Origin of the sequence: Candidatus Vicinibacter affinis (genome assembly GCA_016714365.1) — a bacterium.
Lineage (GTDB): Bacteria > Bacteroidota > Bacteroidia > Chitinophagales > Saprospiraceae > Vicinibacter > Vicinibacter affinis.
Map to the genome: position 1 here is coordinate 61,899 of JADJNH010000007.1, position 17,222 is coordinate 79,120.

Genomic DNA, 17,222 nt, shown 5'->3' on the forward strand with positions numbered 1-17,222 from the left:
TTACTTGATATGAAAGGAATCATTCTTGCCGGTGGACAAGGGACCCGACTTTACCCACTAACATTGGCCATGAGCAAACAGCTGATGCCTGTGTACGACAAACCCATGATCTATTATCCCTTATCCACGCTGATGTTGGCAGGAATTCGTGAGATTTTAATCATTTCCACACCGAGAGATCTGCCGCAATTTAAATCCGTACTAGGTGATGGATCAAATCTGGGCATCCGCCTGGAGTATCAGGAACAACAAATTCCTAACGGGCTTGCACAAGCATTCGTCTTGGGAAAAGAGTTTATAGGTAAGGATTCGGTATGTTTGATACTGGGTGATAATATCTTTTATGGCCATAAACTACCCGAGTTGCTCCGTGAAAGCACTCAGCCTGACGGTGGAATCGTATTCGCATATCCTGTGGCCGATCCGGAACGTTACGGTGTGGTGGAGTTTGACGACCAGCTTCACGCCATCAGCATAGAAGAAAAACCTTCACATCCAAAATCAAATTATGCGGTCCCCGGGATATATTTCTATGACAATGAAGTTGTCAATATTGCGGAAAATTTAAAACCATCTGCGCGAGGTGAATACGAAATCACCGATGTAAATAAAACCTATCTGGAGCGCAATAAACTTAAGGTCGGGGTCCTTGGACGTGGTGTTGCATGGCTGGATACCGGTACCCATGAATCATTAATGCAGGCATCCCAGTTTATTCAGGTAATTGAAGAGCGCCAGGGACTTAAAATCGGCTGTCTGGAAGAGGTGGCCTACCTGATGAATTACATTGACCGGGAAGGTCTTGCCAGAGAAGCAGAAAAATTGAAAAAAAGCAATTATGGTGAATATCTGCTGAAATTACTAAAATTAACAGACCCGAAAGCCTGAACGAGCAACAGAACTTAAAAAAAATTAAAACAAAGGAAGACTTTCAAGCGTTAACTAAGCCAAAAATAATAAGATCATGTACCCAATAGAATTAGTAAGGCCAATGGCCCAGGAATTAAACCAGGTTGGATTTGAGAGTCTAAGCAATCCTGAAGATGTTGCCCAAAAATTGACAAGTAATCAAGGCACTACGCTCCTTGTAGTAAATTCTGTATGTGGATGTGCTGCCGCAAATGCTCGTCCAGGGGTAAAAATCGCCCTTGGTCAGGATAAAAAACCTGATCATCTGGTGACCGTTTTTGCCGGCGTGGATACTGCAGCAACTGCCAAAGCTCGTGAGTTTCTTTTACCATACCCTCCTTCTTCTCCCGCAATAGCCCTGATAAAGGATGGAAAATTGGTACACATGCTCGAACGTCATCACATCGAAGGCAGATCTGCTCAAATGATTGCAGACAATCTCACTTCTGCATTTAACATGTATTGTAATTAATTGAAACCAATGCGATTAAAATTTATTTTGGCCATCACTGGCCTGGTTATTTGTTTTTCTGAAGTAAAATCAGCTGTAAATACAGACTCCATAATCAAGTATAAACCTCTTTATACTAAAAAGGAAATAAAAAAGGAAGCAAAAGACATTAAAGAAATGACTAAATTGGTCAAGGAATTTTCCAAAACAGCCAAGTCAGATAATTTTGATTACCTCAATTCAAAATTGGAAAAATTGAAAGTTCGGATGAATGATGAACATCAGGAATTAAATGCACGCATATCTGCACGTACCCGTCGTATCAAGCCTGCTAAAATAACGCGCGACAGTCTTAATGAAGCTGAATTGCCAAAAGGCTACAACACCAATATTGACGGCCAAATCGTAAATGCCAGCAAGTCTGATATAATGGCAAAAAGATCCGAGACTGAAATACTTCTGAAATACAGTAAAATTCTAAGTAAAGAGAATGCGATCGTACGCAAACTTAAAAACATTACAGAATTAAGTAAAGACACGCCCTCGAGTACCATTGATGAAATAATTTCAGACAGCAATGATTTCATCAATTCAATGAAAGATGAAGTAGCCTTGATGACCAAAGAAAAGGGTAAAAAGTAAAATACAATTAGATTTAAATTACTAAAAGCATGTACTAGGATCAAACTATCCTAAGGGTTTTCTGTCAGTTTTATTTAACCCAGAAATTTTTTTTAGTAAGGATTGAATATAATCTTGTTCGGGTGAAACTTCCTAAAGAAATTGAAAGGAAAATTATAAGCCCCTACTCCACCAAGACAAAACCCGCCCAGTTGTATGGATCCAGCCCATTGTCCCTGAGCTGCTTTTGAGCGGATTGGAAAGCAGCGGGTATCGTCATCTTTTCTTCGAGCCACTTTTTATAAAATGCAGTCATCAATAATGAAGTCTGTTTGTCAGGAACCTGCCATAGGGACATGATCAAATATTTTGCTCCCGCAATTTTGAATGCTCTCTGTAAGCCATAAACCCCTTCATGGCCTAGTAAATCGCCAAGGCCTGTTTCACAGGCAGACAACACCACCAATTCAGTATTTGATAAATTCATTTGACTTATTTCATAGGCAGTTAATATACCATCTTCCTTGTCTGCCATTGTTTCTTTTCCTAACCAGGCAGGATTCCCTCCAGCCATTATTAATCCTGACCGCATCATAGGATTCTCAGAGTTTTTGAATACAGGTTCGTTGGTTTCTGCCTCCACTTTTGTATTGAGTGAAGCCGTGTTCGCAGCAACTTGCACTAAACTGTCAGATTTGTTTTTCCAACTTGTTGCACTGTCGTAAACCACTCTGTTTTTTTCAGCCTTCACCTGGTCAGGAAAGAAATATCCATGAGTTGCGAGGTGCAAAATTCTTGGCGATCCTGAAGAATTCTTTGCAATTCTTTTGAAAGAATCTTCGGTGCCATTAAAACCTTTTTTAGTATCAACTTCCAATCCGGCAGACCTCATTATTTTTTCTAAAGAATTGATCTCACGCTCAGTCCCCAAAAGATAATTCCAACTTCCTGATCTGCTTGCAGAGATATCAGTAGTATTTGATAATTCATTGCGGGAAGCATATTGCAATTCATCATTGGAAAGCGTGCTGTCAAAATCAAAAAGAAGTCCCCCATACAAAACTGCCAAATTGTTTTTTACGTCATTTATATGCGGAAACACCAATTGACGGGTGCTGTTTAGCTCTATCAATTGATACTTTTCAGAAAGTATCAAATCTTGATCCACAGGAACAGCATCCATATTCAATCTGTGCAACAATCCACTAGGAGAAAAATAAATTTTATTCACTCCGGCCAAATCCTTTTCCAGTGGTTTCCATATCAGCCCATATAATGACTTCGCCGAATTCTTATGAACTGATGCCCCTCGATCAGAAATATTGTACAGACTGTTGACATAATCAGCCTTTTTTACGGAATTATACTGTAACAATGAACTCAATTCTCCTTCTTCGAAAAGTGAAATAAACTTTGGGCTTTTATCTCCCTTCTTTAGAATCAAAGCAGCGTAAAGGATGCTGTCATTTGGTGCAGGATTAAACAAATTATAATGCACAAACTCAATTGCAGCTTCTCCGAAATTTAATTTATTGCACACCTGATTCCAACTCACTTGATTTTTGGCAGTAGAATATTGTCTGCTATTTCGAATGAGTGACTTTTCAAGGGAGTTGGCCTTTTCTTCAAGCTCTGCTACATGGCTACGACTGGCAATAGGCTTACTGTATTCCGTTGCGAGCAAACGATGAACAGCCCTGAGTTGGTTAAAATTTTCGGATGAAATAGTATCTGAATTGGCATAGTTTTTTAACTGACTTCCTGAATTTAATAAAAATCCCTTAAAAAAAAGAATGTCGTCATAACATTCTGCGGTTAAATCTTCGCTATGCATTATATATGAAAACGTAAAACTAATTCTCCTGGAAAAATCAGAAATAAATGAACTTAATTCCCTTTCTGAAAGATGGGTACTCGCTGTATTAAGAGAATTCATATCATTGTGCAGTGCCTGAACCAAATAAGGTGTTGCAGAATTAAAATTCCCATATTTCCAATAAAGCTGAAACAAAGCGATCAGATAATGCGTAAAATATTCATTCTTCGTACCAAGACTGGTTTCCATAATATTTTTAGCGTCCAAAAAATATTTTTCAGCCTCTGCAAAATGACCTGTTTCAGCTTCTATAAAACCCAGATAAGAAAGTACATTGGCATAATCCTGATGAGATTTACCAATTACTTTTTCATAAATTGGTAAAGCAATCCTGAAGAGTGAATCCGCCCTGCTATAATTCTTTTTTTCCAAATGAAAAGCTCCCAAATTTTTCAAAATGGTGGCAAATCTGGCTGTTTCCTTACCGGATGTTTCTTCCCAAATTGACATTGCCTCCAGAAAGCTTTTTTCTAAATCCTCCTCTCTTCCCATTTGCTTATACAACAAGGCAAGATTATTTAAATCGGTCGCATAAGCTTCACTCCGCTTACCAAATAACTTTTCTTTAATTTGCAAAGCCTGAAGAATTAATTTTTCAGCCTTATCAAAATTCCTCATAAATGCATAAAGCACCCCTAGATTTGACAAGCTGGTTGCATAGTCCTGATGGTTTTCGCCAAGCATTTTTTTTCTAACCTCAATGGCTTGAATATACAGCAATTCGGATTTTTTATAATCTCCAATATTGGTATACAACACTGCCAGAGAGTTTATACTAATTGGATAATTTGGATGTTCCGGAGCCTTAGACTCCCATAATTCTTTACTCTTTTTGAAATAGGCTTCTGCTTTTTCATAATAACCTTGTTCATTGTAAATACCTGCCAGATTATTCATGCATTTTGCATAATCCAAATTCTCAGTCCCCACAGTTTTTTCATAATTCAGTTTTCCTTCCAGAAAATATGGTTCGGCCTGCATAAATTTACCTTGAACATAATACAGTACGCCAATTGACATAATGCATTTTGTATATTCAGGATGCATTTTACCCAATAATTTCTCCCGGATTTTCTTTGAATCATTGTAGTTAGCTTCAGCTTGTGGAAAATCCCTTTTAAGATAAGCAACTCTTCCCTGCAGAAATCTTACGTCGCCAAACTGAACCGTTTCCACCCCATTTTTTTCCAGGAGCAACTTTTCCGCTTCGGACAACTTAATTAATGCACTTGAGAAATCTTTCTGAGTCATCATTGCCTGAGCCTTGATTAAAAGACTGTCAAAAATGTTGATGGATACCGAATCAAGCACCTGTGTCAATGACCGAATCGGCAGGCAAATAACAATTAGAAATAATAAAAGACTCTTCCTCATGGTCACAAAATTAGACAAAGATTTGGTATAACATTGAAATAATAACCATCAACAAGTATTCAAGAATGGATAAAAAACATAACTATTAACCTGCCAGGTTAATAAAATATTGATTTCGTCAAATTATGATTCTACTTAAATACAATTCGACTGCTAATTATGACAAAAGACCAAAGAAATAAAAGTAGTATCACACCAGTAATAAATAATTCTATATCTTACGAAGGCAAAGGATTTTAAAATGATTGATATCTTTAAGTATGAAGTCAGCAAAAACATATATTAAATCTTCGCTCAGAAGCATTTTGAATATTTTAATTCTTATTTTGACGCTCATTCAATCTTTATATGCAAATAAAATTACAGTTACGCCTTCTGATTATACCCGCCATTTAGGAAATTTAAGACCTGACGACACACTATTTCTATCAGCAGGCAGTTATCTGAATAATCTTTCACTAAAAGACATTCAGGGAACATCAAGCCAACCCATTACTATTATGGGAGAAGGAGTGGGCACTATGTTTGAAGCACAATCCTGCTGCAATACGGTAAGTCTCACCCGCTGCTCCTATCTGATTTTGAGCAATTTTAAATTGGATGGAAAAAACAAATTTGTGGATGCTGTAAAAGCGGAAGGTACAGCCGGTAATTGGGCACACCATGTAACCATTGAGAAATTAAATATTGTAAATTATGGTGTTGATCAACAAGCAGTAGGCATCAGCACTAAATGTCCGACATGGAACTGGATCATAAGAAGCAATATTATCATCGGTGCCGGAACCGGAATGTATCTCGGCAATTCATCCGGCAACATGCCTTTTGTAAATGGAATTATTGAAAATAATCTCATAAAAAATACCGTCGGTTACAACATCGAAATTAAACATCAGCTGAATGGCGTACGTGATGAATTTCCTGAAACAAGAATTCATGGAAAAACCATCATCCGCTATAATGTATTCACCAAAGACCAAAGTTCTTCTACTGGGGGAAATGCACGCCCCAACTTATTAGTAGGTGGATTTCCAACTTCCGGATGGGGATCTAAGGATTATTATGAAATTTATGGAAATTTATTTTACAACAATCCTGTTGAAGCTCTCTTCCAGGGAACAGGAAATATAAATTTGTATTCCAACATTTTTATAAATCACTTTGATCCTCCGGGATACCGCACCGTATACTTCACTCCGCACAATGGTGTAAATCCACAGGATGTAAAAGTATTTCACAACACCATTTGGTCAGCTACCGGCACTGGATGTCTTAGATTGTTTAACCCTCATCCTAATTACACACAATATTGCTATTCAAATGCGGTCTTCTCCACACAAGCCATCAGTAATTTTATAAATCAGTCTGACAATTTTACGGACAGTTACGAAAATGCAGATAAGTACTTTTTGAATGCATCCAAAAGTTTATCAGAAACCAATCTTTATCCACAAACAGGACAACTCAAAGGAACTATGACCGACCGGAGCATTTTTCAAAATCTAACTGCTTATGATAAGGATTTTAATGAGGATACTTATGACTGGACTTATCGGGGAGCCTATTCCGGTTGCTGCGCTAATAATGGGTGGAAAATTTCATTAGACACCATCCCTTTTGATTCTAAAATTAATACCAAAACTTTTAACCCGACTTTTCCAAAACTAAACATTTTTCCAAATCCATTTAGAAATTATGTTACAGTGGAATCAGAAATCACAGGGATCTTAAATATTTACAGTCAGGAAGGCAAAAAAATGTTTACTGCTCCAATACAACCAGGTCATCAGTTAATTGAGCTTGATCAACTGCTTCCTGGAATTTACATAGTGTCTATAAGATCTAAAAATGGCACACTTCAAAGAAAAATAATAAAATAAATTTTATCTTCTTTAAATCTTGAGGTTTAATTGGCAATAATGATCTCCCTCCACTTCCATCTTTTTATTCCCTCTGTCGATTGACCTGCTGCTCTTATCATTGCTGAAGCAAGATCTCTGACATGAACGGGTTTGTAATTTGTCAAGGGTCCAAAAAATATTTTGCTCATCAATGGCATAATCCACATGGCTATTTTTTCACCTAACCGATCTTCTTTTCTAGGCCCCATTAAAAGGCTTGGTTGCATGATTTGAATAGAGTTAAATGGAAGTTTTTCTAATTCGCTTTCCAATCTCCCCTTTGTGTTCAGATAAAAATTACCGGAATTTTTATCAGCACCAATGGAAGAAACGATTACTAATTTTTTTACTCCCTGCTCTGCAGCAATTTTTGCACAACGCAAGGGAAGCTCATAATCTACTTGTATAAACTTTTCTTTGGATCCGGCTTTTTTAATGGTGGTGCCTGTTGCACAAAAAAGCACCTCACAATCCATATGAGATCGGATGCTTTCAACATTGTTGAAATCTACCATACACTCTGTTATTTTTGGATGCACCATACCAATCGATTTGCGCACCAACAATTTGACAGAATGAAAGTTAGGGTCGTCACACAATTGCTTACACAAAAATGATCCTGTCAACCCGGATGCTCCCATTACTATAGCCCTCATAAGATTGTATTTGTTAATTGTATGAATTTATTAAATTGTAAATCCCCAACAGAGATTAAACCATTAGGTCTTCTCTATTGTTTAACTGACCAATGAAAAACTACTTCGTTCTTGGTGCTTCCTCAGGAATAGGAAGAGCGATTGCCTTGCAATTGAGTGGGCAAGGGCATACCGTTTATGGTACTTACCATAAGAACGGACAAGTAGATGGATTAAATCTTAAATATCATGAACTGAATGTACTTTCTGACCAAAGCAATTTTGACTTTCTCCCTGAAAATCTTGATGGCTTTGTTTACTGTCCCGGCAACATTAAATTAAAACCCTTTGAGCGAATAAGCCCGGAGGAGTTTACAGAGGACTTCACTTTGCAAGTCATTCATGCAGCAAAAAGTTTGCAAAAAGTGCTGCCAAGACTCAAAAAATCAACCCAGGCTTCGGTGGTTTTTTTCTCTTCTATTGCAGTTGGCAAAGGTTTTAATTACCACAGTCTTGTTTCAACATCCAAGGGCGCAATTGAAGGTTTAACTAAATCCCTTGCTGCAGAATACGCACCTAAAATACGATTTAATTGTATTGCGCCCTCCCTTACGAATACTCCCTTGGCATCCATGTTGTTGAATACCGAAGAAAAAATAGAAACGAATGCCAAAAGACATCCATTAAAAAGAATTGGACAACCGGAGGACATCGCTTCTGCAGCAGCGTTTCTCCTTTCCGAGGAATCTTCCTGGATGACCGGTCAGATTATACACGTGGACGGTGGACTTTCATCAATTAATTTGTGATATGAAAAAATTAATTCTGCTTTTACTCTGTATGGTCATAACCATGTTGGTCGGAGCAACCTCCGGGCTATTGACCATCGAAGGAATTAATGAATGGTACCCCTTTCTCTTGAAGCCCTTTTTTAACCCACCCAATTATATATTTGGACCGGTATGGACAGTATTATATCTGGTGATGGGGATTTCCTTGTTTCTGATTTGGGACAGTGATGCAACTAAATTCAGAACCCGGGCACTTGCTGTTTTTTCAGCTCAGTTATTGCTTAATTTTTTGTGGTCATTTTTATTTTTCTATCTAAGAAGTCCACTTTTAGCACTTATAGACATTATGCTTCTTTGGTGGCTCATCAGTACCATGATTTCACTTTTTGTCAAGATTAATAAGACAGCCGGTTACATCCAAATTCCATATTTATTGTGGGTAAGCTTTGCAACTGTCCTGAACGCTTCTATCTGGTACTTAAATAAATAATTGATGTCGCTCTATACCTTACAAAAAACGCAAAAAATTCCTGCGACTTTAGATGTTGTATGGGATTTTATGTCCGCTCCAAAAAATCTCAAAACAATTACCCCGCCCTATATGGGTTTTGACATCCTCACAGAGGACCTTCCGGAAAAAGTATATCCGGGAATGCTGATCCATTATCATGTGAGCCCTTTACTGGGTATAAAAATGAAATGGCTTACGGAGATTACACACGTTGAAGAGGGAACATATTTTGTAGACGAACAAAGATCGGGACCCTACAAAATCTGGCATCATGAGCATCATTTAAAAGCCATTCCAAATGGCGTTATGATGGTCGATCTCATTCATTATGTTCCACCTTTTGGATTTCTTGGAGACATTGCCCAAAGCATGTTCATTAAAAATCAATTAGAAGAAATATTTAGCTTCAGACATCGAAAATTAATAGAAATGTTTGGTGAATTCCCCGAATAAAAATAAGTCAATTAAATTTTATCTAATCTGATTTGACTCATTTGAAATTGAGATTTTGTAAAATTTCAACACAGGACTATTACAGTTTTTTTTTAACCCACAACATTGAAATTAAACGCACCACTTTTTTTGGCTCCATAAACTCTTAACCATACCGGTAACACTGCTTCTGTCCCTCGAGCCGAACTGATGTCACCAAGATCAAGTATATGCTCATCTTTCCAGCCAAACTCATTCAGTAATTTCTTTACTGTGGTTTTGGCATCCTCATCATTACCACAAATAAAATTGGTGTGATTTCCTTCATTGATCATGGCGGGATTCACCATAATGCCACACCACATGGTATTTAAAGTTTTGACCACTTTAAGTTTTGGAAATCTTGTCTGAATCTCTTCTCCCAAAGAATGGGTATTGGATAATGCAGGAATAAGTCCGGGTGGCATGCCATGACTAAAATCAAGTGGATTTGCCACGTCTATCAATATCTTTCCTGCTATTCCTGGACCGGCTGCAAGAATTGCTTCAACGGAAACTTCGCCTTTGGTACAATTGAACAAAATTTCTCCGAAGTCTGCTGCTTCCGCAAATGTGCCTGCACTTGTCGTTGATTGACCATGCTTTTGTACAAATGCCTGCGCTTTATCATTATTTGAAGTACGTGATCCCATCATCACTTCATGACCCAATTCGACTAAACGAGACCCAATAGTATCTCCTACCGTACCAGTACCAAGAATTCCAATTTTCATAACTTATGTTTTTGGTTGAATAAAAAATGTAACAATAAAAGTCAAATCACAATTTCAAATTAACAACAGCTTCCTAAAGTTGTTTCAAAAAAAAATCATCAAACAAACCTAATTAGTAATCAGTCTATTCCAAAATATCATGCACATCCCGTTTGATAATCGCATAGATCTGATCTGTAGGTAAATCATTGGGTTCTGTACCGAATGGATCTTCTATCTCTTCTGCCAACAGCTCGATACTGGCAAAAATATAGAAAATCAAAGCCACTATTGGCATCGCCCAATATCCAAATTCTCTCACAAAACCAATGGGCATTGTGAAGATGTATAAAAAAATCACTTTTTTCAAAAACAAACTGTACGAATAGGGAATTGGTGTGTTTTTGATTCGCTCGCAGGCACCCATGTTATCCGAAAAAGATTGAAGTTCATTGTTGATAAAAAGAATTTGCTCCGGAGATAAAATTTTTAATTTCAACAAATGATTCACTTCTGTATAGATCGCCTGCATGATACGGCTGGGTATGTGGTGATGTGATTCATAATATTCGATTGGATAGCGCTCATTAAATCCCAGATTCTTCAAATGCAATTTTCCACGCAGCGACTCCTTTGCGGCATATACATAGTTGGTCAGCAATAACTTAAAGGTATGTTTGATATCGGGGTCCAGTTCAAGACTGTTTAATTTAAGTGCAAGATTTCTTGAATTGTTTACAAAACTACCCCAAAGCTTTCTCCCCTCCCACCATCTTTCGTAGGCTGTGTTCGTACGGAATACCAACAGTAAAGACAAAACAAAACCAACCAAAGAATGAATGGCCGTAGTATTCTTAAAGGAAGCATGAAAAATTTCATTTTCCAAAAAGGCTACAATTCCGGTATAAACTGCTACGCCCAAAATTCCGGGCCACATCATCCTGAATGTATCGCTTTTATGAAAATTGAAAATAAGTTTCCACCAATCTTTGGGGTTGTAAATAACCATATAGCTAAATTGTCAGTAGTTAATGAAATTTTATTCAGGAATACACAAGACTAAAGGCAAGCATTTTCAGAGCGGAAAGTTAACTATCTTCGCCATTCCTTTTATCATTTAAACAAACAAAGTATGCCATTCAACCTTCGTCAATACCAGATATTTCTGATATTAATAACCGGTTTACTGATCAGCAATCCGACAAAAGCACAAAAAGAAGAGGCTAAATGGGATGTTGCCAAACCGGATCTTCCGACTAAGTCTTTTACACTTATTACAGAGGAAGGGACCTGGATGAACCTGGATGTAAGTCCTGATGGCAAGACCATAGTATTTGATTTGATGGGAGATATTTTTACCATCCCAATGGCAGGTGGTAGCGCTCGTATTCTTCGCTCCGGGCTGCCCTATGAAGTTCAACCCAGATACAGTCCGGATGGAAAGAAAATAAGTTTCACCAGTGATGCCGGAGGCGGTGACAATATTTGGATCATGAATGCAGATGGCAGTCATCCACAACAAGTAACCAAAGAAAAATTCAGACTTCTGAACAATGCAGTATGGATGCCGGATGGAGAATATTTGGTGGCAAGAAAACATTTTACCAGCCAACGATCTCTCGGAGCAGGAGAAATGTGGATGTATCACTATTCAGGTGGAAGTGGCATCCAACTTACAGAACGCAAAAATGACCAACAAGATGTAAATGAACCTTACTGCAGCCCGGATGGAAGATATGTTTATTTCAGTGAAGACATGTATGATGGAGGATCCTTCCAATACAACAAAGACCCCAACAATCAGATATTCATCATTAGAAGATATGACCGAAAAGAAGGTAAAGTAGAAAATGTAATTGGTGGTCCTGGATCTGCATTTCGTCCCACACTTTCCAGAGATGGAAAAAAGATCGCCTACATTCGTCGTGATCGCACTAAAACTACTTTAATAATCCATGACCTCGCTACCGGTGAAGAAAAAATGATCTGCTCTGAACTCAGTAAGGACCAACAAGAAGCATGGACAGTGTTTGGAATCTACACAGGATTCAATTGGACTCCGGATGATAAATCCATCATCATCTGGGCTCAGGGAAAAATTAAAAAAATTGACATTGCAACTTCAGAAATTACCAACATTCCATTTAAAGTGGAAGTTGAACATACATTAATTGAACCATGTCAAAGCAAACAAATTTGTTTCGCACCGGAAATAAAAATTCACGCATTAAGACAAACCAAAACAAGTCCTGATGGCAAGATGATTGTTTTTAATGCGGTGGGGCAATTGTATCAAATGCAATTACCAAAAGGCAAACCGAAAAGATTGACAACTGACACCCATTTGGAATTCGAACCTTCCTTTTCTCCTGATGGAAAAGAACTGCTTTATGTAATATGGGATGACGAAAAAATGGGAAGTATCATCAGATTGAATTTAGCCACTGGCAATAAAACCGTACTCACTTCGGAAAAAGGAATTTATCGCACGCCTTCTTTTTCTCCGGATGGAAAAATGGTAGTGTACCGTAAAGAAGCCGGGAACGATCATCAGGGATATCAGTATGTAAAAAATCCGGGGATTTATATCATGCCTTCATCAGGAGGAAAAGCGACCTTGGTAAGTCCTGGTGGCGAATACCCTTATTTTTCAAATAATAATGACCGCATATTCTTTCAGACCGGAGGCTATCTATTCGGAAGTTTAAGTAAATCATTAAAATCAATTGGTCTGGATGGAAAAGACGAAAAAACCATTTTTACGAGTACGTATGCCAATCAATTCGTTCCAAGTCCTGACAATAAATGGGTAGCGTTCACCGAACTGTACAAAGTGTATATTGCTGCAATGCCCTTACCCGGTAAATCAATTGTACTCAATAAAGAAACCAATGCAATACCTATGGCGCAAGTCACCGATAAGGCGGGTGTAAGTTTGCATTGGTCGTCAGACAGCAAGCAACTCCACTGGACACAGGGAAATGAATACTACACCGAAGAACTCAGAGATCGCTTCAAATTCCTGCGCAATGAAACTGATTCTCTTCCACCATACGACAGTAATTTTGTAGAAATAAATTTATCTCTTCCTTCGGATATGCCAAAAGGAATCATCGCATTAACCAACGCGCGCATCATCACCATGGAAGGAAATCAGGTAATCGAAAATGGTTGCATTCTGATTGAAAACAATAAGATTAAAGAAGTGGGAACTTTAGAATCACTTCAATCCAAAATACCAGCCAACGCAAAAATAATGGACTTAAGTGGCAAAACCATTATGCCGGGCATGATTGATGTACATGCTCATGTGGGGGCATTTCGTTACGGATTAAGTCCTCAGAAACATTGGCAATACTGGACCAATCTTGCTTATGGCGTAACCACCACACACGATCCTTCGACCAACAGCGAAATGGCATTCTCACAATCTGAAATGGTCAAAACGGGCGCGATGGTAGGACCCCGAATTTTTAGTACCGGAACCATCCTTTATGGTGCAGATGGAGATTTCAAGGCAACCATCGATAAATACGAGGATGCGGTATTTGCTTTAAAACGCACTAAATCATGGGGTGCTTTTTCTGTTAAATCTTACAATCAACCACGAAGAGAACAAAGACAAATGGTCATCAAGGCAGCCAAAGAATTGGGCATGCTTGTTGTCCCTGAAGGCGGTTCATTTTTTTACCACAACATGAGTCAGGTTGCAGATGGACACACTGGAGTCGAACACAACATTCCGGTTGCACCTCTGTACAAAGATGTTCTTAATTTTTGGAAAGCATCCGGCTCGCACAACACACCAACACTTATCGTAAACTACGGATCAGTCAATGGTGAATACTATTGGTATCAAAATACTGAAGTGTGGAACAACAAAAAGCTTTTGCGTTTTACACCAAGACATATTATAGACGGACGATCCCGACACCGCACCATGATTCCGCAGGAAGAATATGACAATGGACACATCCTTACTTCCAAGTCGTGCAAAGCGCTCCAGGACAATGGTGTAAACATCAACCTTGGCTCACATGGCCAAATTCAAGGTATTGGGGCACATTGGGAATTGTGGATGTTTGTACAGGGAGGAATGAGTCCGATGCAAGCATTAAGGTCTGCCACTTTAAACGGTGCAAAATACATCGGAATGGATCAGGAAATCGGTTCCATCAAAGCCGGCAAACTTGCTGACCTCGTGATTATGGAAAAAAATCCACTGGATGACATCAGAAATTCAGAATCAATTACACACACCATGATCAATGGTCGATTGTACAACGCAGAGGACATGGAGCAAATTTATCCTGAGAATAAAAAACGAACTAAATTTTATTGGGAATTGCCAGGTGCGGTTTTTCCATTTGATGTAAATGGTCAGAGCAATACCAGTCATGGCGTGAATTGCAGTTGCCAGGGATTGATGATGGAAGGGCAATAAGAGATGACTGAACGATCTCTGCTTCGGCAGAGTATCGTGCGACAGCACGATAAGTGAAGGAACCGCAAAAGCGGCTAACGAGAGAAAGAGCTAATGTGATAATGAGTTAATTTGCTAATGGATAACTGAACGATCTCTGCGCCAAGCAGTTTAGCGTGCGACAGCACGATAAGTGAAGGAACCCTGCCTGACTGCGTCGAAAGGCAGGCGCGAAAGCGGTAACAAAAAAAATTAGCTGATGAGTTAATTTGAAAATGTGAACATTAGACTTCCAAATAAATGCATATCGGAAAAATTATATTATTTTTTACATCCAGATTTTTATCAACTCAAAAACAATCATTGAGCTCATTAGCACCGAAAGGATAACTTTAAATCCGATGCTGAGTAAAGTACCAAACAAAGTGCCCACTCCTGAACTGGTTGCATCCGGAACATTGCGTCCTGCAATCATATCTCCGATCACTGCACCAAGAAAAGTACCCAGTATCATACCTATCGGAGTAAAAAACATTCCTGCTACCATTCCTATAATACTTCCTGTTATGCCTTGCTTGGTGGCACCATATTTTTTAGCAGTCCATGCAGGAATTAAATAATCCAAAAAAAATATCACAACAGTCGCAATGCCCAGAAGAATAACAGTCCAGAAATCAAAAGGCTTATAAAAATACTGGACAATCAAAACAGCGACGTAATTCAACGGGTGACCCGGAAGTCCCGGAACAATACTACCGATAATTCCTACCACAGATAATATCAAAGCCAAAGCAATCCAGACAAATTCCATATAATAAATTGCAATTTCGTTGTTAAACTTTTTGATTTTAATTCTTTAAGACTTTACAAATCTAAAAATTCTCCGTTGGCCACTATTTTCAAGAATATGTAAAAAATAAATACCTGGCAATAAATGCTGAATATTAATATGACCCTCTATTGACAATAAATTGGCTGCAACCAGTTTACCATTAAAACAATATAATTCAAAGTGTGATGATCCGGCAATGTCTTTAATAAATATTTCATCAGAGGCAGGATTCGGACTAATTTTATAGTTGTCAATTTGATTAATATTCTGTGTAGATACTGTCCCAGATTTAATGTCAAAATTGTTGTCAGGGTTAGGATCAATCAAATGATCTGGTGCAAAAGTGGAAAGAAAAATGGGAAAATTTTTCTGGAGAGTATATCCCCATACTAAAGCCTCCGTTTGCAATTCTATGGATTCATGTGGTAATAAAATTGTACCAATTTTATTAGAATAAAAATATTTCAAACAATTAAATCCTCCTAAAATACTACTTTCTACATATTGGGTATTGGCTATTTTTTCACTTTCATTGGTGATTTTATAAAATACCTTATTTGCAATTTTATATAAAACACCAAATGGGCTGATGGTGCTATCAATTACCTGTGATTCAACTTTTAGAATATTTAATTTAATGTCAGCCACTTCACTGTATTCAATTTGGAAATTTTCAATTCCTTTTAAAAAATAATAATTAACTTCATAACTATTTGTATGGTTATACTCACCAATGCTTTGTTGGCCAATGCAGTATACCTTATTCCCAAATGAAGTTATTTTTTCAAACCAAGAATTCGGATAGTTAGCAGTAACTAAGTTAATGACTTTACCAGATAAATCTAAGGTTAAAATTTTTCCAAAGTTATTCTTGTCCTGACCACAAATGTTTATTTTATTTAAATCAATATCAAACCCATAAATATTTTTTAAATCTTGGTCTAAATTCAAGTATTGAATAGTGTCTTCAGTAATATGATATACAAACAAAGGTGACTTTTTCTCTGCTTTTGAGGCAAGGCAGAACAATTTACCTTCATTTAATTTAAAATCTTTCACCACAGAATTAAAAGTAAATAATCTCATTTCTTCTTGAGGGCTAACTTTATAAACCGTGTTGTACGTTGAGTAATAGATAACTCCATCCTTAGATGATTGGATAAATTGAATAGGATAATTGGTTAGTGAAGAATCACCTATATGAACTTGAGAACCATCATCTATAATGTGATAAATTGTATTGAAAACTGACAAATACAAATTGGAATCTTGACCATAAAACAATTGAGGTTGTAAGTCTCCAGAAAACTTTTCATTGATTAAATACAACTCATCAACTTTATTTCCGGATTTATCAAAAACAATAAAAAATATGCCATAAACGCCAAGCACATCATCAGCAATCTGATCCTTACCTGTCACACCAATTCGATTATTATCTAACCGTAAAATATCTGTACCAACTGTATATCCGTTGAAATTTATGTCATGTTTCCAAATGATAGCCTCTTTATCAGAAAAAGCATATACTGACGCCCCTGCACATTCCCCATCTGATCCTAAAGTTACTATATTTGAGTCTATATGGGTTAATAAATCCATGTGGACTTGACCTGATTGAAAAGCATATTCCAAAAGCTTTTGACCTTGGAGGGCATAAGTGGCAAATAATAAGAAAAACGTAAATTTAAAACTTTCCAAAACGATGATTTCG

Annotated in this window: 14 protein-coding genes; 8 read left to right on the top strand and 6 right to left on the bottom strand. The window is 37.6% G+C overall.

Translation table 11 applies throughout. From position 1 onward, the window contains the following. Positions 1-9: 9 nt before the first annotated feature. From rfbA to IPJ53_15320, 3 genes are all read left to right on the top strand, one after another. Positions 10-888 (top strand): glucose-1-phosphate thymidylyltransferase RfbA, encoded by an 879-nt coding sequence (rfbA, locus tag IPJ53_15310; protein ID MBK7800469.1) that lies wholly within the window; start codon positions 10-12, stop codon positions 886-888. 76 nt (positions 889-964) lie between these two features. After that, the gene (locus tag IPJ53_15315; GenBank protein ID MBK7800470.1) at positions 965-1,381 is read left to right on the top strand and encodes a BrxA/BrxB family bacilliredoxin; all 417 of its coding nucleotides are present in this window, start codon (positions 965-967) and stop codon (positions 1,379-1,381) included. Positions 1,382-1,390: 9 nt separating this feature from the next. Further along, positions 1,391-2,002, top strand: a complete 612-nt coding sequence (locus IPJ53_15320; GenBank protein MBK7800471.1) for a hypothetical protein — start codon at positions 1,391-1,393, stop codon at positions 2,000-2,002. Between the two features lie 163 nt (positions 2,003-2,165). Here the strand turns inward: IPJ53_15320 and IPJ53_15325 are convergent, their stop codons facing one another. After that, the gene (locus IPJ53_15325; protein ID MBK7800472.1) at positions 2,166-5,231 is read right to left on the bottom strand and encodes a CHAT domain-containing protein; all 3,066 of its coding nucleotides are present in this window, start codon (positions 5,229-5,231) and stop codon (positions 2,166-2,168) included. 260 nt (positions 5,232-5,491) lie between these two features. Between IPJ53_15325 and IPJ53_15330 the strand changes: the two genes are divergently transcribed. Continuing rightward, positions 5,492-7,111 carry a T9SS type A sorting domain-containing protein gene (locus IPJ53_15330; GenBank protein MBK7800473.1) on the top strand — a complete coding sequence of 540 codons (1,620 nt, stop codon included), beginning with the start codon at positions 5,492-5,494 and terminating at the stop codon, positions 7,109-7,111. Positions 7,112-7,137: 26 nt separating this feature from the next. Here IPJ53_15330 and IPJ53_15335 read toward each other — a convergent pair whose 3' ends face one another. Next, positions 7,138-7,788, bottom strand: a complete 651-nt coding sequence (locus IPJ53_15335) for an NAD(P)H-binding protein (GenBank protein MBK7800474.1) — start codon at positions 7,786-7,788, stop codon at positions 7,138-7,140. A 92-nt stretch (positions 7,789-7,880) separates the two neighbouring features. Between IPJ53_15335 and IPJ53_15340 the strand changes: the two genes are divergently transcribed. From IPJ53_15340 to IPJ53_15350, 3 genes are read left to right on the top strand one after another with little or no spacing between them, the layout of a single operon-like run. Next, complete coding sequence (locus IPJ53_15340) at positions 7,881-8,576, top strand: SDR family oxidoreductase (GenBank protein MBK7800475.1); 696 nt, start codon at positions 7,881-7,883, stop codon at positions 8,574-8,576. Position 8,577: 1 nt separating this feature from the next. Further along, complete coding sequence (locus IPJ53_15345) at positions 8,578-9,048, top strand: tryptophan-rich sensory protein (protein ID MBK7800476.1); 471 nt, start codon at positions 8,578-8,580, stop codon at positions 9,046-9,048. A 3-nt stretch (positions 9,049-9,051) separates the two neighbouring features. Then, complete coding sequence (locus IPJ53_15350) at positions 9,052-9,522, top strand: SRPBCC family protein (GenBank protein MBK7800477.1); 471 nt, start codon at positions 9,052-9,054, stop codon at positions 9,520-9,522. A 92-nt stretch (positions 9,523-9,614) separates the two neighbouring features. Here the strand turns inward: IPJ53_15350 and IPJ53_15355 are convergent, their stop codons facing one another. Together IPJ53_15355 and IPJ53_15360 are read right to left on the bottom strand one after the other, a co-directional pair. Then, entirely contained in the window at positions 9,615-10,274 is a 660-nt protein-coding gene (locus IPJ53_15355) for an NAD(P)-binding domain-containing protein (protein ID MBK7800478.1), read from the bottom strand. A 124-nt stretch (positions 10,275-10,398) separates the two neighbouring features. Continuing rightward, positions 10,399-11,262, bottom strand: coding sequence for a hypothetical protein (locus IPJ53_15360; protein MBK7800479.1), 864 nt, complete (start codon positions 11,260-11,262; stop codon positions 10,399-10,401). Positions 11,263-11,385: 123 nt separating this feature from the next. On the opposite strand from IPJ53_15360, the gene IPJ53_15365 reads away from it, so the two are divergent. Continuing rightward, complete coding sequence (locus IPJ53_15365) at positions 11,386-14,697, top strand: PD40 domain-containing protein (GenBank protein MBK7800480.1); 3,312 nt, start codon at positions 11,386-11,388, stop codon at positions 14,695-14,697. 307 nt (positions 14,698-15,004) lie between these two features. On the opposite strand, the gene IPJ53_15370 is transcribed toward IPJ53_15365, so the two are convergent. Beyond that, on the bottom strand, positions 15,005-15,487 hold the full coding sequence (locus tag IPJ53_15370) for a DUF456 domain-containing protein (GenBank protein MBK7800481.1): 483 nt from the start codon (positions 15,485-15,487) through the stop codon (positions 15,005-15,007). A 45-nt stretch (positions 15,488-15,532) separates the two neighbouring features. Then, positions 15,533-17,209, bottom strand: a complete 1,677-nt coding sequence (locus IPJ53_15375; protein ID MBK7800482.1) for a T9SS type A sorting domain-containing protein — start codon at positions 17,207-17,209, stop codon at positions 15,533-15,535. Positions 17,210-17,222 lie beyond the last annotated feature (13 nt).

Bases quoted from the DNA above. Each gene is read 5' to 3' on its own strand.
- IPJ53_15335 (MBK7800474.1), bottom strand. From the start codon at position 7,788: ATGAGGGCTATAGTAATGGGAGCATCCGGGTTGACAGGATCATTTTTG.
- IPJ53_15320 (MBK7800471.1), top strand. From the start codon at position 1,391: ATGCGATTAAAATTTATTTTGGCCATCACTGGCCTGGTTATTTGTTTT.
- IPJ53_15365 (MBK7800480.1), top strand. From the start codon at position 11,386: ATGCCATTCAACCTTCGTCAATACCAGATATTTCTGATATTAATAACC.
- IPJ53_15345 (MBK7800476.1), top strand. From the start codon at position 8,578: ATGAAAAAATTAATTCTGCTTTTACTCTGTATGGTCATAACCATGTTG.
- IPJ53_15370 (MBK7800481.1), bottom strand. From the start codon at position 15,487: ATGGAATTTGTCTGGATTGCTTTGGCTTTGATATTATCTGTGGTAGGA.
- IPJ53_15325 (MBK7800472.1), bottom strand. From the start codon at position 5,231: ATGAGGAAGAGTCTTTTATTATTTCTAATTGTTATTTGCCTGCCGATT.
- IPJ53_15330 (MBK7800473.1), top strand. From the start codon at position 5,492: ATGAAGTCAGCAAAAACATATATTAAATCTTCGCTCAGAAGCATTTTG.
- IPJ53_15340 (MBK7800475.1), top strand. From the start codon at position 7,881: ATGAAAAACTACTTCGTTCTTGGTGCTTCCTCAGGAATAGGAAGAGCG.
- IPJ53_15355 (MBK7800478.1), bottom strand. From the start codon at position 10,274: ATGAAAATTGGAATTCTTGGTACTGGTACGGTAGGAGATACTATTGGG.
- IPJ53_15360 (MBK7800479.1), bottom strand. From the start codon at position 11,262: ATGGTTATTTACAACCCCAAAGATTGGTGGAAACTTATTTTCAATTTT.
- IPJ53_15315 (MBK7800470.1), top strand. From the start codon at position 965: ATGTACCCAATAGAATTAGTAAGGCCAATGGCCCAGGAATTAAACCAG.
- rfbA (MBK7800469.1), top strand. From the start codon at position 10: ATGAAAGGAATCATTCTTGCCGGTGGACAAGGGACCCGACTTTACCCA.
- IPJ53_15350 (MBK7800477.1), top strand. From the start codon at position 9,052: ATGTCGCTCTATACCTTACAAAAAACGCAAAAAATTCCTGCGACTTTA.